We start from the raw sequence: 22,576 nt of genomic DNA, 5'->3' as shown, positions 1-22,576 counted from the left end.
CTGTCAGCAACCTTTCAGGGGTCCTACCCGCCTTGCGCATCCTCCTTGTCGAAGACGACGACCAACTCGCCCGCAGCCTTGTGAACCTGCTGCGCAGCTCGGGCCACGCCGTCGATCACGTCGCGAGCGGACAGGACGCCCTGCTCTTCACGCAGCAGGAACCCTACGCCGCGCTCATCCTCGACGTGGGCCTGCCCGACATCGACGGCTTCGAGGTGCTGAGCACGCTGCGGCGGCGCGGCGAACGCATGGCCGTGCTCATGCTCACCGCGCGCGATGCGCTCGATGACCGGGTGCGCGGGCTGGACCTGGGCGCCGATGACTACCTGCGCAAACCCTTCGCGCCGGAAGAACTGGAAGCCCGGGTGCGCGCGCTCGGCCGCCGCAGGGGCGGCGATCCCACGCCCGAACTCACCATCGGCACCTTGCAGATCAACCGCTCGACGGGGGCGGCCAGCGTGGCCGGGCGCACGCTCGACCTGCGCCGCCGCGAGGCCGCCGTGCTCGACGCTCTGGCCACCCGCGCGGGCCAGCTGGTCACCCGCCAGGTTCTTCAGGGCGAGGTGTTCGGGCTCGACGAGCCGGTCGGCCAGAACGCCCTGGAGGTCCACATCACGCGCCTTCGCGCCAAGCTGGCCCCGGACGGGCCCGCCATCCGGACGGTGCGCGGGGTCGGCTATATGCTCGATGTCGGCTGAGGCCGCCTTGCCCAGCCCGGCCCCCACCCCGGCCCCCACCCCGGCCTTGCGCACGCGCCTCCTCGTCGCGATGCTGGGCCCGATGGTGGGCGTTGCCATCGTCCTGGGCGTGATCGGCGCGCTCATCGTCACCGACGCGGTCCGCCGGGCCAACGACCGCGTGCTGGGCGGCGCACTTGGAGCCATCGCCGAAACGGTCGAGGCCGAACGGGGCGAGGTCACGCTCGACCTTCCCGCCGCCGCGCTTGGCATGCTCGAAAACCCGCAGCGCGATGCCGTGTTCTACCGGGTCGCGGTCGGCACGAAGACGCTGACGGGCGACCCGGGACTCCCCCCGGCGCGCCCGCCGGCCCTGGACACGGGCGATGCGACAGGCGCGCCCAGCTACCGCTTCGCCACCTTTCGCGGACGCGCCATCCGCATCGCCGAACTGCACCGGCACCTCCCCGGCATCGCCGCGCCGATCTCGGTCCAGATCGCGGAAACGCTGGACCACCGCCGCGCGCTCGGCCGCCGCCTGATCCTTGCCCTGGTGCTGGGCGAGGCGCTCCTGATCGGCCTTGCCGTCCTGCTCCTGCGCCCGGCGCTCGGCTGGAGCCTGCGCCCGCTCGCGCGGTTGCGTGAGGCCGTCGCGCGGCGCTCGCGCCGGGCCGCGCCCGACCTCTCCCCGCTCGATGCCGGGCCCCTGCCGCGCGAACTGATGCCCCTCTCGCGCGCCTTCGACAGCCTGCTCGAACGCCTCGATACGGCCACGGCGGGCATGCGCCGCTTCACTGCCGACGCCTCGCACCAGATGCGCACGCCCCTCTCCACGCTCAAGGTGCAGCTGGCACTGGCCCGGCGCGGCGATCCCGACGCCCTGCGCGAGATCGCCGATGCCGCCGATCGCCTCGAACACCTGATGACCCAGCTTCTTGCCCTCGCCCGCGCCGAGGAAGCCGGCGTCGAGCCCGAGCGCGAACAGGTGGACCTTCATGAAGTGGCCGTCGCCGTCATCAACCGGCGCATCGGACAGGCCATCGCGGGCCGTGTCGAACTCCAGCTCGACGCCCCCGACGAACCAGTCCGCGTCTGGGCGCACCGAACGCTGGTCTTCGAGATGCTCTCCAATCTTGTCGACAACGCGATCCGCTATGGCGGCAGCGGGGGCGAAGTGGAGATCGCGATCACGCAGGAAGGCGCACTTTCTGTCACCGACCGCGGGCCCGGCCTTGCCGAGGCGGACATGGCGCAGCTTGGCCAGCGCTTCGTGCGCTTTCAGCCCGGCTCAGGTCCCGGTGGCAGCGGGCTGGGCTTTGCCATCGTGCGCTCGGCCGCACAGCGCGTGGGCGCCACGATCCATGTCGAGGCCATGGCGCCCGGCCTTCGTGTCACCATCGCCTTTGCGGCCCCGATCGAGGTGATGCCGCAGGCCCGGAGCGCCTGAAGCCGCGTCCCCCATCGCGCCGTCTCAGGCGCGCAGCTGCAGGCCCATGGTCTCGCGCATCGCGATCCCGAGCAACTTCGGGAAGGCCGGATCCGCGAACGTGTAGGGCCCCGGCTGGTTGCTGACGGTATTGTTGAGAACGCCATACATGACCTGGAAGGCAAAGCGGATGCGGCCTTCATCGATGCTCTCGGCAACGACGCCCGGTTCTGCGCGGACCCGTTCGAGATAGACCGAGGCGAGGCTGCGGGCGTTGCGACGAAACGGCTCCCAGGCTTCCGGGTCGACCAGGCTGACCCGGAACGCGGAACGGAAGAAAGCGTCCTGACCGTCGAAGCGGCGCACCTGTTCGGCCAGCAACCGATCAAGGATCTGCGCGAAGGGCGTCTCGCGCACGATTGTCTCGAGCAAGGGCCGCGATTCGGCCGCCGCCTTGACCATCACCGCCTTGAACAGGGTCAGCTTGTCGGGGAATCGGGCGTAGAAGGCCCCCGTGGAACATCCGGCCTGCCCGCAGATCTCGACGATGCCGACATCATCGAACGAGCGGCGCCGCGCGATATCCAGCGAAATCCGGATCAGGGTGTCGCGCAGGAGGCGGCTGCGCGACTGCAGCGCGCGCGGAACGCCGGCGCGTTCGAAGTCCTCGTCGAGATCGTCTGACGGCGTGTTCATCGTGCGAGCCATCGCCGATCTCGGCGGCCGTGTCCACGCCGCACAAAACAGAACCAGATTCTTATTCGTATTGATGCACACCGCCGTGACCTGTAAATCGGCCCTCAAGCAACCCGCAAAGGGTCAGATAAAAACGCGTGGAGAGGTCCTGATGAAGCCCCAATTCCATCCCCCCGTCCTTGGCCGTCGCGCTTTGCTGCGCGCCTCGCTGATGGGCGCCACCGGCGCGATGCTCGCTCTTCCCGGCGCGCGACTGCTCGCCCAGACAGGGTCGGCAGGTGCCTCCGATGCCGCCAGCGAGAAGGGCGCACGGCTCGTGCTGCTGGGCACCAAGGGCGGTCCGCGCGTCGGCGGCACGCGCTCGAACCCGGCCAACGCCATCGTCGTCGATGGCAACGTCTACATCGTGGACTGCGGCATGGGCGTGAGCGCACAGGCCTTCAAGGCCGGGCTCGACATGGCAAGGATGCGCGCGATCTTCATCTCGCACATGCATTCCGATCACGAACTGGAATTCGGCAACCTCGTCTACAACACCTGGGTCGCAGGGGACCTGCGCCAGAAGATCGACGCCTATGGCCCCAAGGGTCTTGCCGACATGGCGCGCAACTACTGGGCCACGCACAGTTCCGACATCCACACCCGCATCGCGGACGAGGGCCGTACCGATCCTGCTACACTCCTGGAAGTCCACGAATTCGACGCCAGGGAAGGCCTCGACATGGACGACGGCGTGGTCCGCGTGACCGCACTCACCACCCCGCACCCGCCGATCAAGGACCTCGCCTACCGCTTCGAGACCCCCTACGGCAGCATCGTTATCTCGGGCGACACCGCCTACAACCCCGCGCTCGCCGAATTCGCGCGCGACTGCGACGTCCTCGTCCACGAGACGCTCTATATCCCCGGCGTCGATGCCCTCGTGAAGCGCGCCCAGCAAGGCGAGGCGTTCCGCAACCACATCCTCAATTCGCACACCTCGGCGGAGGATGTCGGCAAGATCGCCACGCAGGCCCGCGCCAAGAAGCTGGTGCTGACCCACTTCGTGCCCGGCGACATGGAATGGATCACCGACGAGATGTGGCAGAAGGCCGCCGCCACCAACTACGCGGGCGAAATCCTCGTCGGCCACGACCTCCAGAACATTGCGCTGGGATAACCCGGACACCCAAATCCATGAATCGAACGGGAGAAACCTGATGCGCAGCCACCGCAAGGGATGGCGCGTTGGCAGGTGGGCCGGATGCCTGACGCTGGGACTTGTCGCGCCCGGCCTTGTCCCCACTGTCGCCTTCGCGGCCGACAGCGCCGGGTCAACGGCAGACCTGCCTGCCAACCGCCACGAGACCGAGCCGAAAGCCGTACCGGCGTCCACCCCCGCTCCGGCGGGCAAGGACCCGCTTGCCTCGCCCTTCCCGGCCGAGGCGGACGGCCTTGGCCCACGCCTGGGCCCCCACTACCGCCTGCTGCGCGGCGCCGAGGACTGGCGCTTCATGGGCAGGGAGGGCGCCCCCGATGACCGCTTCGCGCCGCTCAAGGCGATCCCGCTCGACGGGGGCGGCGATGTCACCCTGTCGCTGAGCGGGGGGCAACGCACCAGCGTCAGCCATTCGACGCGGCCTCTCCTCAACGATACGCGCAGCCGTACCGAGTGGCTCTCGCGCACGAACCTAGCCGCAGACCTGCGCATCGGGCCTGCCGTGCGCGTTTACGGCCAGCTCGTCTCGGGCCATATCTTCGGCACGAACGAGACCCGCCACGTACCGGTCTGGGAAAACGACCTCATCGTCCAGCAGCTCTTCACCGAGATCCGCGCGCCTGTGGCCTCGGGCGTGGCGCGCATCACGATCGGCCGCCAGGAGTTCTTCGACGGGCCCCGCTTCCTGATCAGCCCCCGCGAAAACCCCAACATCCGCGTCTCGATGAACTGCGCGCGGCTCTCGATGGACTGGTCGCGTGTGCGCTTTACCGTCTTCGACTTCACCCCCACCGCGCAGGGCAACGGGATCTTTGACGACGGCATCGGCAACGGCGAGACCTTTTCGGGTGGCCTTGCGAGCCTGCTCCTCGCCCGGAACCGCGCGCAGGGCACCAACGACGCGATCTACCTCGATCCCTTCTACTACCACTACACACGTGAACAGCGCACCAGCGGCCTCCTTTCCGGATCGGACCGGCGCGAGACCTGGGGGGCGCGACTGTGGGGCCACTGGGGCCGCGTGGCCTTCGACTGGAGCGCCATGAAGCAGGACGGGCGCTTCGCCGGGCGGCCGGTCGATGCCTGGGCGCTCTCCACCCGGCAGTCCGTGGCGCTCGGCTCGGGCAAGCAGGCCCCGCGCCTCGGCTTCCACGCCGACTACGCCTCGGGCGGCGGCAGCTACGCCGCCGACGGCAAGGTCGGTGCCTTCAACATCCTCTACAACGCCACGATCATCTTCAGCGACGACAACTACATCGGCGCGAGCAACGTGATGGGCGTGGCCCCCACCCTCAGTGTTCCCCTCTCGCGCCAACTCAAGGTCGCGACCGAGGCCGGATTCTACTGGCGCCCCAATGAAGACGATGCCGCCTATCGCGGCAACGCGGTCGTCTATGCGGGCACGCAGAACGTGCAAGGACGCCACCTTGTCAACATCGCCCGCGCCCGGATCGACTGGACCCCCGACCCGCATGTCGTGCTCTCGGGCATCGCCAACTACGTCGATGCCGGCAAGGTCCTGACACGGGCCGGCTATGGCGATAACCTCTTTCTCCAGACACGTCTGACGCTGCGCTTCTGATGGCGGTGCGCGGTCTCCTGACGCAGGTGCCTGCGTCCCTTGGCCGCGCCGTGTCGGGGAGGGGAAAACAGGCTGCCATGCGTCCGCATCACCGCGAACACCTCATCACGCTGAGCTGCGCCAGCGTACTCTTCACCGCCGGGTACGCGCTACAGGCTTTCGCGTTCTCCATGCCCGGCCTCGTGCGCGACTGGAACCTCGACGCGCAGGCGGTCGGCCCCCTGCTCGCCAGCGCCATGCTCGGCCTCATGCTTGGCTATCTCGCCCTGTCCCCCCTGGCCGAGCGGATCGGCGTGCGCGTCATCGTCGCAGGCGCAATGGTCTGCCTTTCCCTCGCGACGCTGGCCAGCCTGGCCGCGCCCGGCGTCCTCACCCTCGCGGCCTGCCGGGGTGTGATCGGGGCGGCGAGCGGCGCCGCCATTCCCGCCGCCATCGCCATCGTCAGCCAGCAGGGGGCGCCCCGCTGGCAGGGTGCCCGCGTGGTCGCCACCTACACGGCCTACTCCTTCGGCTTCCTTGCCGCCGCCGGGCTGTCCGGCTGGCTGATCCCCGAAGCGGGCTGGCGCGCGGCCTGGGTGCCAGGTGCGCTCTTCGCACTCGCAGCCGCGCTGGGGGCCCTGGCCCTTCCGCGCCGGGCCGCGCGGAGCGGCACGCGCCAGCCCCGGATCCACGGCCCGCGCGCCTTGCTCGATCGCAACCGCCGCCTCGGAACCCTCCTGTTCTGGATCCTGTTTCCCGCCGGGCTCTGCCTGTTCTACGCGCTCCAGTCGTGGCTTCCGCTCCTTGCGACAGAAGGTGGCATCACCTTTTCCGGTGCGGTCGCACTGACCGGGATTTTCACACTGGGAAACATGCTGGGCGCGGTGCCGATGATCTGGTGGGCCGACCGCATGGGGCCCTTTCGCGCGCTCGCGGCGATGGGGCTGTTCAGCCTTGCCGGCCTCGCCTTGCTCGTCGTCAGCCTCGACCTCACGCACCCCTTGCTGCTGGCCGCCGCGCTCCTGGCCGGGATCGGCATTGGCGGCAGCCAGAAGGGCATGACCAGCGCCGCAAGCCTGTTCTATCCACCTGCCATGCGGACGACCGGCCTTGGCTATGCGCTTGGCATCGGCCGGATCGGCGCGGTCGGCGGCCCTCTTCTCCTCGGCCTGGGCCATGGCTCGACCCGGCTTGGCCTCGCGCTGGCGCTTCCCGTCCTGATTCTCGTGCTGGCCCCGCTCTGGCTCGACCGCCGCTACGGGCGGATCGACTGTGACGGACCGCCTCCCCCCAGACAAAATCCTGAAAGAGACCGGTTGCCATGACCTCTCCCACGCCCTCCAGAACCGCCACCGCGCACGATCCCCAGGCGCTTCTGGCGCACAGCCCGATGAGGCCGCTCCAGATCCTCGTCGTGGCGCTCTCCATCGCGCTCAACGCACTCGACGGCTTCGACGTGCTCGCGATCAGCTTCGCCTCGCCCGGCATCGCCAGCGAGTGGGGCATCGACCGCGCGGCGCTGGGTATCGTCCTCTCGATGGAGCTGATTGGCATGGCCATCGGCTCGATCCTGCTGGGCAACCTTGCCGACCGGATCGGGCGCCGCCCGACGGTGCTCGGCTGCCTGGTGGTGATGGCAGGGGGCATGGCGCTCGCGACACTGGCAAGTTCAGTCACGATGCTCGGCGTCATCCGCTTCCTGACGGGGCTGGGCATCGGGGGCATGCTGGCCTGCACCAACGCCATCGTCGCGGAATTTTCGAACGCACGCCACCGCAACCTGGCCGTCGCGATCATGGCCTCGGGCTATCCGATGGGCGCAATCCTGGGTGGCTCGATCGCGAGTTCGCTGCTGGCAGACGGCAACTGGCGCGACGTCTTCATCTTCGGCGCGCTCGTCAGTGCGGCCTTTCTGCCGCTGGCCTGGTTCCTGCTGCCGGAATCCGTCGGATTTCATGTGCACCGCCGCCACCCCGACGCCCTTGCCCGCATCAACGCGGTGCTTGGACGCCTGGGCCACCACGGCGCCGAGGGGCTGCCCGCCGCAAGCGACAGCGCCCCCAAGCCCTCGCTCGCCGCGCTCTTCGCACCCCGGCTCGCGCGCAGCACGATCCTGCTCACGCTTGCCTATTTCTGCCACATCATGACCTTCTACTTCATCCTGAAGTGGATCCCCAAGATCGTGGTCGACATGGGCTATCCCGCCGCGCAGGCTGGCAGCGTGCTGGTCTGGGCCAATGTCGGGGGGCTCCTGGGCGCAAGCCTGCTCAGCTTCCTCACCTACCGCGTCCAGGTGCGCTGGCTGGTCATCGGCGCGATGCTCATCTCGACGGTCATGGTCACGGTCTTCGGCCAAGGACAGACGAGCCTCGGCGGCCTTGCGACGGTCGCAGGCGCGGCTGGCTTCTTCACCAATGCGGGCGTGGTCGGCCTCTATGCGATCTTTGCCAAGGCCTTCCCGACCGAAGTGCGCGCAGGCGGAACCGGCTTCGTGATCGGCGTCGGGCGCGGCGGCGCGGCGCTGGGGCCGATCGTGGCAGGCTTCCTGTTCACCGCGGGCTTCGGCCTCGCCGCGGTCGCCCTGCTGATGGCCTGCGGATCGCTGCTGGGTGCCGCCGCGCTCGCCTTCCTCAAACAGGACTGAGCACGGCGGCGGCGCCCCTGTCAGAACAGGTAGCCGATCCCCCAGAGCGGATCGTCGGAATTGAGGAGAAGGATCTCCTTGCGCGCCATGCGCAGGCCCTCGCCCGTGCGCACCAGGTGGTAGGTGACGTCCGCGCCGATGACGCGGGTGCGCTCGAACTTGTACTCCACCAGCATCTGCGCGCAGCGCACTAGGACGCCGCCGTCGGGCGCCTCCTCGAGCACGAAGCGCGAGGTCGTGCGCACCGTGCGCGCCGAGGGCGCGGATGAAATCGAGAACCCGCTCTTGAGGCGCTTCACGCGCATCGCGCGCATCTCGGCATCGTCATAGGCGATGTTGAGTTCGCCCGCGCGGTCCTCGGTCTCGCGCTCGATCGGGATCACGTAGAGCCCGTCCGGCGTGAACAATGGGAGCCAGGCCTTGTAGTCCTGGCGATCAAGCAGTTCGGCCTCGCGCCAGATGAAGGCGCTTGCCTCTTCCAGGGTGATGGGGGCCAGGTCGCTGCGGGTCATTTCGGTCGTGCTCATGCCGACATCATCCTCTTCCATTCCTGATAGGCCGCGCGCATGCCGGTCTCGGCGCTGACATCGGTCACGTGATCGCCCGCCGCATGGCCGATGATCGGGGCCTGGCCCCGGTTGACGAGGATCCACAGGTCATTGCCCGCTGCCGAGCCGCGCTGGACGCGCTCCCAGCCCTCGGCATCGTCGGGCGATCCAAAGCCCATCGGCCCCTGAAAGTGCTCGTGCAGGCGCAGGCGCATGCGGTTGCCCGCCTCGGGCCCGCCATCCATGCCGATGGCGATGTGGCGGATCTCGGTCTCATCGACGCTGACCGGGCGCAGCACGCGGAAGAACGCCATCGAACAGGCCACATTGGGAAAGAGGTTGAGGTTGAAGCCCCCGCCGCCCACGGCGCGCACGATGCGGCGTACCTCGTGGTCGGAATAACCCTCGCCGCGCAGTTCCTCGGCCAGATCGGCGAAGCGTTCGGGAATCGGTGCCTCGAGGTTCTCCTCCAGGTCGACCAGCTCGGGCATCATCACCATGACCGAATGGCCATGGCCCAGGTCCTCGACCCAGCCACCGCGCCCCAGGACATCGAAGACGTTGCCTGTCTCGGCATCGAGGCTGTCGAGGAAGGTCTTGTGAACGATCGGGAAGTGGTAGGCGTCGGTGGTGTTCTCGAGCTGGATCTTCCAGTTGCCCGGGAAGCGGAACTGGTGCTCGCCCAGCGTCTTCACGGGGTAGCCCGCGCCCTGCTTCATGAACAGGTCGATCCACTTCTTCGCGCTGCCGAGGAAGTCCGCGAGCGGCTCGATGTCGTCGCGGAAGGTTGCGAAGATCATGCCGTTGTACTGTTCGGTGCGCAGCGAAACGAGCGGGAACTCGTCCTTGTCGAAATCCTCGCCATAGACCGAGGCGTGCGGCACCGAGCGCAGCTTGCCATCGAGATTGTAGCTCCAGCCGTGATAGGGGCACACGAAGACCGAGGTCTTGCCCGCCTTCTTCTCGCACACCGTCGCCGCGCGGTGGCGGCAGCGGTTGAGGAGGACGTGGATCTTCTCCTCCTTGTCGCGCGTCACGATCACCGGCTGCTTGCCCACGAAGGACTTCTTGAAGGTGTTCTTGCCGGGCACCTCGCTCGCGTGTGCGACCCAGACCCAGGTGTTCTTGAAGATGCGCTCCATCTCCTCGTCAAAGATCGCCGGATCCTTGTAGAGCGAGGTGTGGACGCGATCATCCTGCACGAGGCTGGCGTAGTCCCCATCCGGTCGCGTCATGTCCGTCGGCATGTCCATGGCGTTCATTCTCCTGTCCTGTGTCCAGGCACCGGGACCGGTGCCGGATCGTCCCACCGACTCACCGGTCGGCTGAAAAGGTTCTCGGTTTCGAAACGGGCGATGCGCCAGGCCCCGTCCTCCAGGGCGAAGCCGACATTGAGACGCGCAGACCGCACGTCGCTGCGCCCATCGGCATACGTCGAGGTCTGGAGCATCATCCATTGCCCCTGCGCCTGCCCTGCCCCGTCCGCGACGCGGATCGTCTCGGAGGAAAGGAAGTGCGCGTTCATCGCGAAGTGCGGCGGCGTACCGCCCTCCTCGCCCTGGTACTGCGCCAGCATGGCGACGATCGCCGCGCGGCCGCGATGGCCGCCAAACGCACCTGCATAGCGCGGACCGACCCCGGTCCAGACCGCCTCGCGGGTGAAGAGCGCGCCCAGTTCCTCCATCGGCGAGGTCGGCGAAAGCGTGTCGCAGATCTCCATGTAGCGGGCCATGACGCCGCGGATCGCTCCTTCCGCCTCAAGCTTTTCCAGCCGGGCGAGTACAGCAGCGTAGTCCTCCTGCGCCATCACAGGGCTCCTTCCAGAGCCAGGCCGAGGGCGCACAGACGCGCCTCCGCGCCCTTGGCCGCAACAAGCTGCACGCCAACCGGAAGGCCCTCGCGCGTAAGGGTCGGCAGGGTCAGTGCGGGATGACCCGAAAGGTTGAAAGGCCGCACCAGTTCGGTCAGGCGCAGCGCCCCTTGCGCATCGCCCGCCTCGCGCACGAGAAGCGGCACGCTGGGCAAGGTCGGCAGGACCAGCGCGTCACAGGTCTCCAGCGCGGTGTCGATTTCACAGGTGATGCGTTCGCGTACCGCTTCGGCCTCAGCCCGCGCCGCCGCATCGACCTTGAGGCCCACAGCCAGGCGCGCGTCGATGTCGGAGCCCAGCTTTCCCGAACCCACGAGATGCCCGAAGAGTGCGGCCATTTCAGCCGCCATGATGGTGATCCCGGCGCGGTGTGCCTCGGCGAGCGAGGGCAGTGCAGCCGCATGAACCTGCGCGCCGCTGCGCGCCAGCACGGTATCGAGCGTGGCCTCCACATCGCCATCGGCCGTGGTCGGCACTCGCCCGAGCGTGAAATCGCGCGCAGCCTCGGGCCTCTCGAAACCCGGACAGATCGCCTCCATTGCCATGATGAGCCTACGCATGTCACGTGCGAAGGGGCCGATGCAGTCAAGCGAGCTCGACGACGGGACAGCGCCCGTGCGCGGCACCGCGCCGAAGGTTGGCTTCAGACCGAAAACCGCGCAGCAGGCCGCGGGCATGCGGATCGAGCCCCCCGTGTCGGTGCCGATCGCGATATCCACCAGGCACGCGGCGACGGCCGCCGCGCTGCCGCTGGAAGAGCCGCCCACGATGCGTTCGGGAAAGCGCGGGTTGCGCGGCGTGCCGGTGTGCGCGTTGGCCCCGGTCACCCCATAGGCAAGCTCGTGCATGTTGGCCTTGCCCACGATCCGGCACCCCGCCGCCAGAAGCGCCTCGACGACGGCGGCATGGTGGGCTTCGGGCGCAGCCTCATCGAACGCCGCGCTGCCACAGCCGGTGCGGGTACCCGCAATGGCAAGGCAATCCTTCACCGCGACGCGCGGGGCCGCGCGGCCGGGATCACGTGCCAGATCGAGGTGCTGAACAAGGATTGCGGTGTCGGGGGGATATGTCATAAAGCGAAAGCAACACGAATCACGTGATTAGTCAACTATTTTAGGGCTTGTACAAATGCCGCAGATCCACGAGCTGATCGCGATGGATCACGATCACCGCCTGACCTACGATGCCTGGCCGTTCTACGGGCTGACCCGGGCGCACACGCGCTACCAGACCGCGCTCAGCTCCGCGCTCGAGGACACCGGTCTCGATCCGACGAGCTGGCGCATCGTCATGGTGCTCAAGGAAGAGCGCTGGATGACCGTGAGCGACATCGCCGCGCAGGCCAATTCCAAGCTCTCGGCCATGACCCGCGCGATCCAGCGCATGGAAAGCCAGGGGCTGGTCGAGCTGCGCAGCGGCCAGCGCGACCGCCGCGCGACCGAAGTGGCGTTAAGCCCGGCGGGCGAGGCGCTCGTCGCACCTGCGGTGGACGCCGCACGCCATGTCTTCAACCGCGCCTTTGCCGGGTTCGACGAGGAAAAACTCACTCTCCTGCGCACACTGCTTGGGGAAATGGCCCAGAACCTGCGCTAACCGGCTGGCAGCACATTTCCGGTATGTTCCCCAGAGGGCCGGTCCAGGCCCTTCCAGATCAAGGACACGTCATGACCGTCGCCCCCACCGAAGCCGCCCGCGTCTTCGTCCTCAACCGCTACAACAAGGTCGGCTTCGACGAATTCCCGGGCATCATGCCCTCCAATCCGGACGAGGCCTACGCGATCCAGGACGCCGCCATCGCGGAATGGAACAGCCCGGTCGTAGGCTGGAAGGTCGGCCGGATCACGGGCGAAATGGAAAGCCGGTTCGGGGAGAACCGTTTCCTCGGCCCGATCTTCGAGGAGGACGTGTGGCCGCTCGAACTCGGCGCCCCCACCCCCTTCCCGATGATCCGCGGCGGCTTTGCCGCGCTCGAGGCCGAACTGGTGGCCCGTATCTCCGCGCCCGGGGAACGCGATGACTGGACGGCCAAGGACTGCGCCTCGCTCGTCCAGGCCTGGCATGCCGGGATCGAGGTGGCCGGAAGCCCGCTGGCGACCATCAACGATCTGGGCCCTCTTGCCAGCATTGCCGGCTTTGGCAACAACATGGGCCTCATTCTGGGGCCCGAAATTGCGGTCAGCGATCCCGATACGGTGGAGGCCACCACCACCATCGCCGGCACGACTTTCGGGCCGCGCGCGGCCGGAATGCTGCCCGGTGGCCCCCTCACCGCGATCGCCTTTGCGCTCAACCGCCTGGCCCGCATGAGCGAAACCGTGCCCGAGGGCTGCCTGATCTCGACCGGCGCGGTCACCGGCGTCCATGTGGTGGAAGAGGGTCAGGAATGCCGGGTGCAGTTCGCGCCCGACATCACGCTCGAGTGCGTCGTCACCCCGCTCTGAGCGGCGCCTGGTGGAAGGCCCTGTCGAAGTAGACGAGGCCTTCCTTCGCACCCTCGTCGCCTGCTGGCGGCTAGCCTCTTCTCCGGTGCACAGGGTCGCCCAGGCATCCCCGGTCGCCTCGTAGACGAACGTGCGCGGCGGTGGAGGTATCGTGACCCGCGTAGTTCAGAAGGACCGACATCATCCCGGTATTGCTGGACTACGACGAGAACATTACTTGAACAGTCATCTGTTGTTCGCGTTGTCTCACGGCCCGCTCCGGGATAGGCAAAACCTGGGCGAAGAGGGAACAGCCACGGCGCGAAAGCGTCCGGCCGCCCCGATCCGCCAGGCACGAGCAGCCCGCTGGCCGCGCCAGGGAGAATACCGAGCGATGGATGCAGGCGGCGAGACGGACTTCAACATGGAGGAGTGGCCGTTCTACTGGCTCACCCGCTTCTCCGGGCGCTACCTCCAGCAGATGGAGCTTGCCCTGAAACCGATCGGCCTCGACGTTGCGCAGTGGCGCGTGCTCATGGCGCTGCGCGACCGCGAACGCCTGAGCGTCAGCGAGATCGCCGACCACGCGATTGCCAAGCTTCCGACCATGACGAAGATCATCAAGCGCATGGAAAGCGACGGCCTGGTGGCCTGCGCGCCGCGTCCCAGCGACCAGCGCGTGACCGAGGTGCGCCTGACGCCCGAGGGCGAAACGGCGAGCCGCGAGGCCTGGGCCGCCGCGAACCGGATCTATGCGCGCACGTTCGAAGGTGTCTCGGCCAGGGACGTCGCCAGTCTCAACCGTTTGCTGCGCACAATAACCCGCAACATCGTGCTCTAGGCCGCGCTGGAGCCCGCCTCCGAGCCCCCCCCGAAAAAGCCCGCCGCGCAAGGGTGCGCGGCGGGCAGGCTCGAGCTTGCGGATCAAAGACGCCCGGCGCGAAGTTCGCCATCAATATGTTCGGCCTGGCGCATGGCCAGCGCCACGATGGTAAGCGTCGGGTTGCAGCCGCCCGCGGTCGGGAACAGGCTGCCGTCCGAGACGAAGAGATTGGCAACATCGTGGGTGCGTCCATACGGGGTGCACACGCTGGCCCTGGGATCGTCGCCCATGCGCGCGGTGCCCATGTTGTGGGTGGCGGGAATGTAATCGCCCATTTCCACGATCTCCTCGGCGCCCATCGCCTCGTAGATGCGGCGGCCTGCCTTCCAGGCGTATTCCTTCATCGCGATGGTATTGGGATGGTCCTCGTAGTGGATCACCGGGACAGGCAGGCCGTTGGCATCGCGCGCCTCGGGGTGCAGCGTGATCGCGTTGGAATACTGCGGCGGATCCTCGCCCGTGAGCAGCATCCCAGCGAGGTACTCGTACTTGTCGAGCACGCGGGTGAGATCGCGCCCCCAGCCGCCGACCAGCATGTTCTTGGCCAGCACCTCGGGCGTGAAAGGCACCGTGGAGATAAGGAAGCCCCCGGCAAAGCCGCGTTCAGGCCGGTGCGCGCGTTCGTCGCGCACGACGCCCGCCAGGTGGGTCTGGCGGTAGAAATGGACCTTGCCCGGCATCACCCCCATGACCTGGATCGTGAAGTGGCGCATGTAGTTGCGCCCGACGAGGCCGCTCGAATTGGCAAGCCCGTTCGGATGGCGTTCGGAGCGGTTGTTGAGAAGCAGCCGGGTGGTCTCCACCACGTTGCCCGCGATCGAGACCGCGCGCGCCTTCTGAGTGACGCTCTGGCCCTCATGCAGGTACGTGACCGAAGCAATACGTCCGTCCTCACCGACCTTAAGCGCTGTCACCATGCACCCGGGACGCAGCTCGAAATTGCCGGTTTCCTCGGCGGCCGGGATCTCAGTGTAGAGCGTCGACCACTTGGCGCCCAGCGCGCATCCCGAAGTGCAGAAGCCCAGCTGCCGGCAATGAGGACGGCCATCGCGCGCGACCGAATTGATCGCCATGTTGTGGGTGTCCATGTCGGTGTAGCCGCACTTGCGCGCACCCGCTTCCAGGACCTTGTAATTGTTGCCGGGCGGCAGATGCGGGTTGCCATGGGTGCCGGTCACCCCCATGCGCATCTCGGCCTTGTCGTACCAGGGCGCCATGTCCTCGGGGCTGACCGGCCAGTCGACCAGCGTGGTGTCGGGCATGTCCCCATAGGTGCTGCGCGCGCGCATTTCGTGCGGTTCAAAGCGCGGGCAGGCGCCGGTCCAGTGCATGGTCGTGCCGCCCACCGTCTTGCAGCCCCAGACCGGGAACTTGGGATCGGGCTTGCCGGTCGCCATGCGCGGGTCGAGCCAGGTGAGCTTGTTGAACATCTCGGTCTCGTCGTTGACGATATCGCCAAGCGTCAGGCGGGGCCCGGCCTCCAGGCACACCACCTTGTGTCCCCGGCTCGCCAACTCGCGCGAGAGCACGCCGCCGCCCGCGCCCGACCCGATCACCACGAATACCGAGCTGTCATCCAGCGAATAGGCCGTCACTGCATCTCTCCTGCACCCGGCAGCCAGTCGATGTCGTCGAAGCCCCGGTCGAGATAGCCGCCGTATTCGACCGAGGAACCCTCATAGCCGAGCCTGTCCCAGACCCGCGCGTCGCGGTAGACGAGTTCGGCCCCGCGCATGAGGTAGGCGGTAAAGAACGGCTCCTGGTCGACCCGCCCCACCAGCGCGCGCTGGATGACGGCGGGCAGCTGCGCGAAAGGCGCAATGTAGGAAGCATCGAGCAGAGCAAGGCCCCGGCGATGCTCGGCAAGCGCGTCGGGACGCGCCGCCAGCTCCTCCAGATAGCGCCCCGCCATCTCGTCGTAGAAGGCAGGCGTGAGGGCGCCATGCGGGAACATCTGGCGCAGCAGCGCCGCGCTGGTTTCCCGCTCGCCCGGGCCTTGAGCGTCCAGCTCGGCCGCGTGCAGCGGCGCGGACAGTCCCCCCAAGGCGGGAAGAAGCGCGCCCAGCGCGATCCCCCCCAGAACCTGGCGCCGCCCAAGGCCGGCGAGCGTGTCAGCCCCCGCCATCAGAACGCGTACCCGAGCTTGGCGTAGTACTGCCGGCCGCGGTCGAAGCCCTGCATGAAGAAGCCGAAGGAAGGCTGGTAATCGCCGAAGATGCGGAACTTCTTGTCGCCGATATTGTCGATGCCCAGCGTCAGCGAGAGGTGCTCGTCCGCATCGCGCCAGCGCAGGTTCGCGTTGAACAGGCTATAGCCTGGCTGGTAGAGTTCGGGCGTGTTGATGCCGTTCGCATTGGTGAAGAAGCCCGAGCGGTAGGACCAGTCGACATGCGGCGTAATCGTGCCCGAATTGCCGAGGTCGAAGTCCTTCTCGCCCGAAGCGCTGGCGGTCCACTTGGAGACGAACACGAATTTGCTGTCGAGGGTGAGCCCCTGCACGCCTTCGTCCAGTTCCTTGTAGTCGGCATCGGTCAGGCCCAGTGCGGCGTTGAAACGAAATCCGTCGCCCGGCGCGAAGTTGGTCTCCAGCTCGAAGCCCTGGATGCGTGCCTTGCCCGCGTTGGTAAAGAAGGGACCGACACGGGTCGCATCGGCGACCAGCAGCTGCATGTCGTTGTAGTCGGCGTAGTAGGCCGAACCGTTCAGGCGCAGCATGTTGTTGAGCGCCATGAGCTTGAAGCCGGCTTCGTAGGAATCGACCGTTTCGGGACGGAAGCTGGGCAGCGATTCCTCGGGCGGGAAGACGCGCTGGGTGTAGCCGCCACCCTTGAAGCCCTGCGAATAGGTTGCGTAGAGCATGAGGTCGGGCGTCGCTTCCCAGGACGCGTTGACCATCGGCGTCCACTTCTGGACGTTGTTGTCGGCCCACTCGTACGGCGCAAGACGCGTGCCGGGGGGCAAGGTCATGAAAGGGGCAAGCCCGTCGATCACGTACTGATCGGGCAGGAACGACTTCTTGTCGTCGGTGTAGCGAAGCCCGCCGGTCAGCGTCAGGCCATCGACCACCTCATAGCCGAGCTGCGCGAAGCCCGCCCAGTTCTCGTAGTCATAATAGCCGCCCGACTGCGCATAGACGACGAGGAAGTCGATCGGGTTGATGTCGCGCCCGGACTCGGTGAAGTAGTAGAGCCCCGTGACCCAGTTGAGCCGACCGTCAAGCGCGCTCCCCACCAGCTGCAGCTCCTGGCTGAACTGCTTCTGCTTGAAGTCGTCGTAGACGTAGTTGATGTCGAGGTTCGAGCCGTCGCGGTCCTGCGCGAAGGAACCGTTGATGCGGCGCCAGGCGCTGATCGACTTGACCTCGATCTCGTCGGTGAGGTCATAGGACACGGTCAGCGAGGCCGACCACAGTTCCAGGTCCGAGAAGGTCTCTCCGGTCGAGTAGTTGGTATCGCGGCTGAACAGGCGCGAGTTGTAGCAGGCGGTGTTGTTCGCCTGCGCCGGGGTCAGGCAGTAGCCCGGATCGGTCATGCCGCTGGCGATGAGGTTGTTGAGCACGGCAAAGCCGTCCATCGCGTTCGGGTCCATGCCGGTCACGACAACCGGAGCGCCATTGCTCTTGTCGCGGGTGTAATCGGCGGCCAGGGTCACGTCGAGGCGGCTTCCGACAGGCGCGAAGCGCAGCGCGCCGCGCACCATCTTGCTGTCCTTGTTGCCAAACTTGGTGCCCAGTTCGGGCGCGTCGACATAGCCATCCTGGCTGAACAGCCCGCCCGAGATCTTGGCGTAGAGCCCCTCGGTCAGGGGGCCCGAGATCATCGCGCGCAGGTTGACGAGGTTGTCGGTACCGTACTTGGCATCCGCCTTCACCCGCAGCGTCTCATCCGGCTGGATCGTCGTCAGGTTGATCGCGCCGCCCACCGTGTTGCGCCCGAACAGCGTGCCCTGCGGTCCGCGCAGAACCTCGACCGAGGCGACGTCGATGAGATCGAACACGCCGCCCGCCGTGCGCCCGAGGTAGACCCCGTCGATGTAGATGCCCACGCCCGGCTCGGTGGTCGGCGCAAAGTCGCTCTGGCCAATGCCCCGGATGTAGACCGCCGCGTTCGAGGCAATGCCGCTGTTCGAGGGGACGTTGGCAAAGGTCAGGTTCGGCGTGAAATCCTGGATGCGGTTGATCTGGGTGATCCCCTGCGCCTCAAGCCGCTCGGCGCTGAAGGCGGTGATCGAGATCGGCGTGGACTGGAGATCCTCGGTCTGCTTGCGCGCGGTGACGGTAATCACCTCCAGCCCTGCGGCAGCCTGGGTCTGCGGGGCTTCCTGCGCGAAGGCCGGAAGCGCCAGCGAGGCGGCTGCAATGGACAGGAAAGCACTGGTGCCTGCCCGGAATGCGGACAGGCGGCGCGCGCGACGATGTGATCGAGCCATGAATATTTCCCCCTTGAATGCCTTGGAAAAAGAGTCCTGCGAACATCGCCGGTCTTCACGCCGGTCCTTGCAGGGGAAGCTGTCACCAAGCGGGAGGGGCGGCTATTCGGATTGCGCAGCCAATGTGCGCGTTGGGAACAAAAGCCGCGCCTCAGCCCCTGCGCGGTACAGCCCGGGTGGCCTTGTCCCGAAATGGACCCGCAAGCCGCGCGGCAAGCTGCAGCAAGGCGCGGTCGCGCCCTCTCGCACCGGTCAGCATCATGCCGATGGGAAGTCCGGCATCATCGCATCCGACAGGGAGTGAGATCGCGGGCAACCCGGCCATGCTGTCGGGGCGGGTAAAGCGGCTGAGCGTCGGGAATGCGGGCACCGCCTCCCCGCACACCGTGACCGTCTCGCCGCCGGCCCGCGCCGGGGCCACCATCGGCACAGTAGGTTGCAGCACGGCATCGATACCGTGTGCGAAAAGTTCGGCAAAGGCGCCGCGCAAGGCGGGCCAGGTTGTCCCGATCGCCTCGTCATAGACCGCCTGGGGCACCGCCTCGCCAGAAAGCGCGCTGGACACCAGCTCGCGCACGTCCGCACCGGCAATGCGCCCCAGGCTGGAGGCCAGATCGCGCCCGGTCAGGGCCGGAACACTGGCGGCCAGCGAGCGCGCCGTCTCGAAAAGCGCGATGGGAAAGCCGCAGGCCTCGTCGAGCGCGGTGATGCGCGACAGATCGCAAGGAACGGTGCGCACGCCCAGCGCTTCCAGCACCGTAACCGTGCGCGCGAACGCCGCGCCCACGGCAGGCTCGAGCGAGCCCAGCGCTTCGGGAGCCGGAATGGCAATGGTGGGCGAACCGGGAAAGCCGGGCTCCTCCTTCGCCTCCCCCGCGATCACGGCGTCCGCCCAGAGGATCGGCGCGAGCGAGCGCGCCATCAGGCCCAGCGTGTCGCGGCTGGGCGAGAGGCCGATGAGGCCATCACCCGGGTAGCGCCCGGTCGAGGGGCGAAAGCCGATCACCCCGCACAGCGCGGCCGGAATGCGCGCCGATCCACCGGTGTCGGTGACAAGTGCCAGATCGCCCAGGCCCAGCGCCAGCGCTGCGCCTGCGCCTCCGCTCGATCCACCTGCGATCCGGCCCGGATCGTGGGGATTGGCAATGTCCCCGCTCCAGGCGTTGGCCCCGGTCACGCCGAAGGCCAGTTCGTGCAGCGTGGTGCGAACGGGAAAGCACGCGCCAGCCTCGCGCAAACGCTGCACCGCGCCCGCATCGCGGTCCGCACGGCACCCGGCAAAGAGCGGGCTCCCCGCCGTCCAGGACTGGCCGCGCACCGCAATGTTGTCCTTCACCAGGACGACGGGCGCGCTCTCTTGCGAAAGCGCGCCCTCCCGCGCATCGTGCGCGGCTATGGCGTTGAGCCCGCGCGCGGCCGCAAGCCGCCACGCGGTGTCTTCGCCCGCCCTGCTCACAGCGGCATCGTGACCGACTTTGATTCGGTGTAGAGGTTCTGCACCGCATGGCCCAATTCGCGGCCATAGCCCGACATCTTGTAGCCCCCGAAGGGCACGGCCGGATCGAGCAGGTTGTGCGCGTTGACCCAGACATTGCCCGCCTTGAGCGTGCGCACGAAGCGGTTGGCCAACTGCAGGTTGCCGGTCCACACGCTCGCCCCCAGGCCATAGGCACTGTCGTTGGCCATGCGCGTCACCTCGTCGAGGTCATCGAAGGGCGTTGCTGCCAGCACCGGACCGAAGATCTCCTCGCGGTAGATCGTCATGTCCGGGCGCACATCGGCAAAGACGGCCGGGCGCAGGAAGTGGCCGGGTCCGTCGATCGCCTCGCCGCCGGTGACGAGGCGTCCGCCCTCGGCGCTGCCCTTGTCGAGATAGGACTGTACACGGGCGCGCTGCGTGGCCGAGATCAACGGGCCCATCTGCGAGTTGGGGTCGAAACCCGAACCGACGGTGAAGCTGTCGGCGGCCTGGGCCAGCCCCTCGATCACGGCCTCGTAGAGCGGGCGTTCGACAAAGAGACGCGAGCCGGCGGTGCAGACCTGCCCGTGATTGAAGAAGACCGCCTGCGCCGCGCCCTGTACGGCCATCTCGACGTCCGCGTCCTTGAGGATCACGACCGGCGACTTGCCACCCAGTTCAAGCGACAGCCGCTTCATCGTGCCCGCCGCGCGCTGCTGGATGATCTTGCCCACTTCGGTCGAGCCGGTGAAGGCGATCTTGTCGACATCGGGATGGTCGACCAGCGCCTGGCCGGGCTCGGCATCGCCGGTGACGATGTTGACGACGCCCGCAGGAAAGCCCGCCTCGCAGATCAGCTCGCCTAGCCGCAGCGCACTGAGCGGCGTGTCCTCGGCGGGCTTGAGCACGACCGTACATCCCGCCGCGAGCGCCGGAGCAATCTTCCAGATCGCCATGACCAGCGGGAAGTTCCAGGGAATGATCTGGCCGACCACGCCCACTGGCTCACGCAAGGTGTAGGAGGTGAACTGGACATCGGGCACGTAGGCGAAGGAGGGCGAGATCGTGGTGCCCTCGATCTTGGTGGCCCAGCCCGCCATGTAGCGCAGCGAATCGATGGCGAGGTTGAGGTCGGCGTGGCGCGACATCATCAGGATCTTGCCGTTGTCGAGCGTCTCCAGTTCAGCAAACTCGTCGGCCCGCGCTTCCAGCATGTCGGCGAGCTTGAGCAGCAGGCGCTCGCGCTGCACCGGGCGCACCTTGGCCCAGTCCCCTTCGAAGGCGCGCCGCGCGGCGGCCACGGCCTTGTCGACGTCCGCCGCGCCGCCGGCGGGCACGCTGGTGATCTCCAGCCCCGTCGCCGGATCGCTCACTGAGATGGTGCGGCCCGACTGCGCCGCGCACCATTCCCCGTCGATCAGCATGCCCTTGGGGGCCGAGACGAAGGCACGGGTGGCCTCGGACAGAAGGGTCTTCTGGTCGATCATCTTGCTCATATGGACTCCGCAACAAACTCGAAGAAACGTGATGTCCCGAGCTAGGCCGCGAAGTCCCCCGGCCGCTATTCAGATCGCGCAGGTAGGAACCGGAATTGGCAGCGAAGTCGCGCGAAAGGTGCCAAGGCAGAACACTTGACTTTTCAATTTATTCCAACATCCTGAAGCCATAAGTGGGGAATCAGAAATAGTACTGTCTCAATGATTTGACTGCCCGGAAGGGCGGCAGGGAGGAGTCATGCTAAGTTCGACTGGCATTTCGGAGCGCGCCGCGATGCGCGACTTCAGATCCAAAGACAAAGACGAGATTATTGACTTCGTAGGAAAAAGACTGGCGCCGCACGACCTGGACATCAGCAATCCGGGCGCCATGAACGTGCGGCTTCGCTGCATGAACGTGGCCGAGACGCAGCTGGTCGACATCCAGTACGGGTCCGAAGTCGTGATCGACCCGATCGATCTCGATTCCCATTTCCTGATTCACGCCGCGATTCAGGGCCACACCTCGGTCTGGTCCGAAGGCGTCCATGGCATCATCCAGCCCGACAACCTCTACATCACCTGCCCCGGGCACACGACGCGCATCCACATGACCGAGGAATCGCGCAACCTGACCGTGCGCATCGCGGCCAGCGCCTTCGAGGACTACCTCACCAAGTGCCTGCACATTCCGGTCAACCGTCCGGTGCTGTTCCATCCCGGAAACCAGAAAGGCCGCGAACTGCCCCAGGTCTGGCGCAACCTGCTGCAGCATCTGATCCTGCAGATGGAGCTCGCCCCCGGGCTGATGTCGGTGCGGCACACCCAGCGCCAGTACGCGATGCTGATGGTGGAGATGCTGCTCAACCACTACTGCAACACCTATTCCGACCAGATTGCGCTGCACGGCAACGACGTCGCGCCCTGGCACGTGCGCCGCGCGCGCGAAATCATCCACGATTCGATCGAGGAGACGATCTCGGTCGCCGACCTCGCCATCCAGGTCGGGGTCAGCGTGCGCAGCCTCCAGACCGGATTTCGCCAGTTTCTGGGCCAGACCCCGGTCGAATATGTGCGCCGCCACCGGCTGGAAAAGCTGCACGCGACACTCGCCACCGGCCATCCGAAAGGCAGCGTGACCGAGATGATGCTCGACTGCGGCATCGTCAATTTCGGGCGCTATGCCCAGTACTACCGCCAGCAGTACGGATGCAGCCCCTCCGAAACGCTGCGCAACCACCGCGTCTGAGGATTGTGCGCAAGGTCAGGTCGGTCCGTGTTCGTGCCGGAC

At 67.2% G+C, this 22,576-nt stretch carries 20 protein-coding genes; 10 read left to right on the top strand and 10 right to left on the bottom strand.

All coding sequences use genetic code 11. The features are described 5' to 3' along the window. Positions 1 to 32: 32 nt before the first annotated feature. Positions 33 to 698, top strand: a complete 666-nt coding sequence (locus HT578_RS14710; RefSeq protein ID WP_039389417.1) for a response regulator — start codon at positions 33 to 35, stop codon at positions 696 to 698. After that, complete coding sequence (locus HT578_RS14705) at positions 688 to 2,124, top strand: sensor histidine kinase (RefSeq protein WP_213500349.1); 1,437 nt, start codon at positions 688 to 690, stop codon at positions 2,122 to 2,124. Before HT578_RS14710 ends, HT578_RS14705 begins: the two co-directional genes overlap by 11 nt. Before the next feature lie 24 nt (positions 2,125 to 2,148). Here HT578_RS14705 and HT578_RS14700 read toward each other — a convergent pair whose 3' ends face one another. After that, a complete protein-coding gene (locus HT578_RS14700) occupies positions 2,149 to 2,799 on the bottom strand; it encodes a TetR/AcrR family transcriptional regulator (RefSeq protein WP_213500347.1) in 651 nt (216 codons plus the stop codon). A gap of 151 nt (positions 2,800 to 2,950) precedes the next feature. Here HT578_RS14700 and HT578_RS14695 point away from each other — a divergent pair, with 151 nt between their 5' ends. The 4 genes from HT578_RS14695 (at position 2,951) to HT578_RS14680 (ending at position 8,202) form a co-directional block, all read left to right on the top strand. Next, a complete protein-coding gene (locus tag HT578_RS14695; protein ID WP_239026307.1) occupies positions 2,951 to 3,958 on the top strand; it encodes an MBL fold metallo-hydrolase in 1,008 nt (335 codons plus the stop codon). Positions 3,959 to 3,998: 40 nt separating this feature from the next. Continuing rightward, a complete protein-coding gene (locus HT578_RS14690) occupies positions 3,999 to 5,579 on the top strand; it encodes an alginate export family protein (RefSeq protein ID WP_213500344.1) in 1,581 nt (526 codons plus the stop codon). 77 nt (positions 5,580 to 5,656) lie between these two features. Then, positions 5,657 to 6,883, top strand: coding sequence for an MFS transporter (locus tag HT578_RS14685; protein ID WP_213500342.1), 1,227 nt, complete (start codon positions 5,657 to 5,659; stop codon positions 6,881 to 6,883). Beyond that, positions 6,880 to 8,202 carry an MFS transporter gene (locus tag HT578_RS14680; RefSeq protein WP_422394355.1) on the top strand — a complete coding sequence of 441 codons (1,323 nt, stop codon included), beginning with the start codon at positions 6,880 to 6,882 and terminating at the stop codon, positions 8,200 to 8,202. The genes HT578_RS14685 and HT578_RS14680 overlap by 4 nt, the downstream gene beginning before the upstream one ends. Before the next feature lie 20 nt (positions 8,203 to 8,222). Here HT578_RS14680 and HT578_RS14675 read toward each other — a convergent pair whose 3' ends face one another. Genes HT578_RS14675 through HT578_RS14660 form a run of 4 tightly spaced genes read right to left on the bottom strand, consistent with a single transcriptional unit; the run spans position 8,223 to position 11,693 of the window. Beyond that, a complete protein-coding gene (locus HT578_RS14675; RefSeq protein WP_213500340.1) occupies positions 8,223 to 8,729 on the bottom strand; it encodes an aromatic-ring-hydroxylating dioxygenase subunit beta in 507 nt (168 codons plus the stop codon). Next, positions 8,726 to 10,012 (bottom strand): aromatic ring-hydroxylating oxygenase subunit alpha, encoded by a 1,287-nt coding sequence (locus HT578_RS14670; RefSeq protein WP_239026306.1) that lies wholly within the window; start codon positions 10,010 to 10,012, stop codon positions 8,726 to 8,728. The genes HT578_RS14675 and HT578_RS14670 overlap by 4 nt, the downstream gene beginning before the upstream one ends. Beyond that, complete coding sequence (locus HT578_RS14665; protein ID WP_239026305.1) at positions 10,009 to 10,557, bottom strand: nuclear transport factor 2 family protein; 549 nt, start codon at positions 10,555 to 10,557, stop codon at positions 10,009 to 10,011. Before HT578_RS14665 ends, HT578_RS14670 begins: the two co-directional genes overlap by 4 nt. Further along, the gene (locus HT578_RS14660; RefSeq protein WP_213500335.1) at positions 10,557 to 11,693 is read right to left on the bottom strand and encodes an amidase; all 1,137 of its coding nucleotides are present in this window, start codon (positions 11,691 to 11,693) and stop codon (positions 10,557 to 10,559) included. Before HT578_RS14660 ends, HT578_RS14665 begins: the two co-directional genes overlap by 1 nt. A gap of 55 nt (positions 11,694 to 11,748) precedes the next feature. On the opposite strand from HT578_RS14660, the gene HT578_RS14655 reads away from it, so the two are divergent. The 3 genes from HT578_RS14655 (at position 11,749) to HT578_RS14645 (ending at position 13,881) form a co-directional block, all read left to right on the top strand. Then, positions 11,749 to 12,213 (top strand): MarR family winged helix-turn-helix transcriptional regulator, encoded by a 465-nt coding sequence (locus HT578_RS14655; protein ID WP_213500332.1) that lies wholly within the window; start codon positions 11,749 to 11,751, stop codon positions 12,211 to 12,213. Positions 12,214 to 12,284: 71 nt separating this feature from the next. Next, positions 12,285 to 13,061, top strand: a complete 777-nt coding sequence (locus HT578_RS14650; RefSeq protein ID WP_213500330.1) for a 2-keto-4-pentenoate hydratase — start codon at positions 12,285 to 12,287, stop codon at positions 13,059 to 13,061. Between the two features lie 373 nt (positions 13,062 to 13,434). Continuing rightward, positions 13,435 to 13,881 carry a MarR family winged helix-turn-helix transcriptional regulator gene (locus HT578_RS14645; RefSeq protein ID WP_213500328.1) on the top strand — a complete coding sequence of 149 codons (447 nt, stop codon included), beginning with the start codon at positions 13,435 to 13,437 and terminating at the stop codon, positions 13,879 to 13,881. A gap of 83 nt (positions 13,882 to 13,964) precedes the next feature. Here the strand turns inward: HT578_RS14645 and HT578_RS14640 are convergent, their stop codons facing one another. From HT578_RS14640 to HT578_RS14620, 5 genes are all read right to left on the bottom strand, one after another. Next, entirely contained in the window at positions 13,965 to 15,518 is a 1,554-nt protein-coding gene (locus tag HT578_RS14640; RefSeq protein ID WP_213500326.1) for a GMC family oxidoreductase, read from the bottom strand. After that, positions 15,515 to 16,048, bottom strand: coding sequence for a hypothetical protein (locus HT578_RS14635; protein WP_213500324.1), 534 nt, complete (start codon positions 16,046 to 16,048; stop codon positions 15,515 to 15,517). Before HT578_RS14635 ends, HT578_RS14640 begins: the two co-directional genes overlap by 4 nt. After that, complete coding sequence (locus HT578_RS14630) at positions 16,048 to 18,351, bottom strand: TonB-dependent receptor (RefSeq protein ID WP_213500322.1); 2,304 nt, start codon at positions 18,349 to 18,351, stop codon at positions 16,048 to 16,050. The genes HT578_RS14635 and HT578_RS14630 overlap by 1 nt, the downstream gene beginning before the upstream one ends. Positions 18,352 to 18,502: 151 nt before the next feature. After that, positions 18,503 to 19,807, bottom strand: a complete 1,305-nt coding sequence (locus HT578_RS14625; protein ID WP_239026304.1) for an amidase family protein — start codon at positions 19,805 to 19,807, stop codon at positions 18,503 to 18,505. Beyond that, the gene (locus tag HT578_RS14620; protein ID WP_084591980.1) at positions 19,804 to 21,306 is read right to left on the bottom strand and encodes an aldehyde dehydrogenase family protein; all 1,503 of its coding nucleotides are present in this window, start codon (positions 21,304 to 21,306) and stop codon (positions 19,804 to 19,806) included. Before HT578_RS14620 ends, HT578_RS14625 begins: the two co-directional genes overlap by 4 nt. 238 nt (positions 21,307 to 21,544) lie before the next feature. Between HT578_RS14620 and HT578_RS14615 the strand changes: the two genes are divergently transcribed. Next, entirely contained in the window at positions 21,545 to 22,534 is a 990-nt protein-coding gene (locus HT578_RS14615; protein ID WP_213500320.1) for an AraC family transcriptional regulator, read from the top strand. Positions 22,535 to 22,576: the final 42 nt, after the last annotated feature.

This window comes from Novosphingobium decolorationis (assembly GCF_018417475.1).
Classification (GTDB): Bacteria; Pseudomonadota; Alphaproteobacteria; order Sphingomonadales; family Sphingomonadaceae; genus Novosphingobium; species Novosphingobium decolorationis.
The sequence above is the reverse complement of the archived record's forward strand: the minus strand, read 5'-3'. Positions and strand labels throughout refer to the sequence as shown.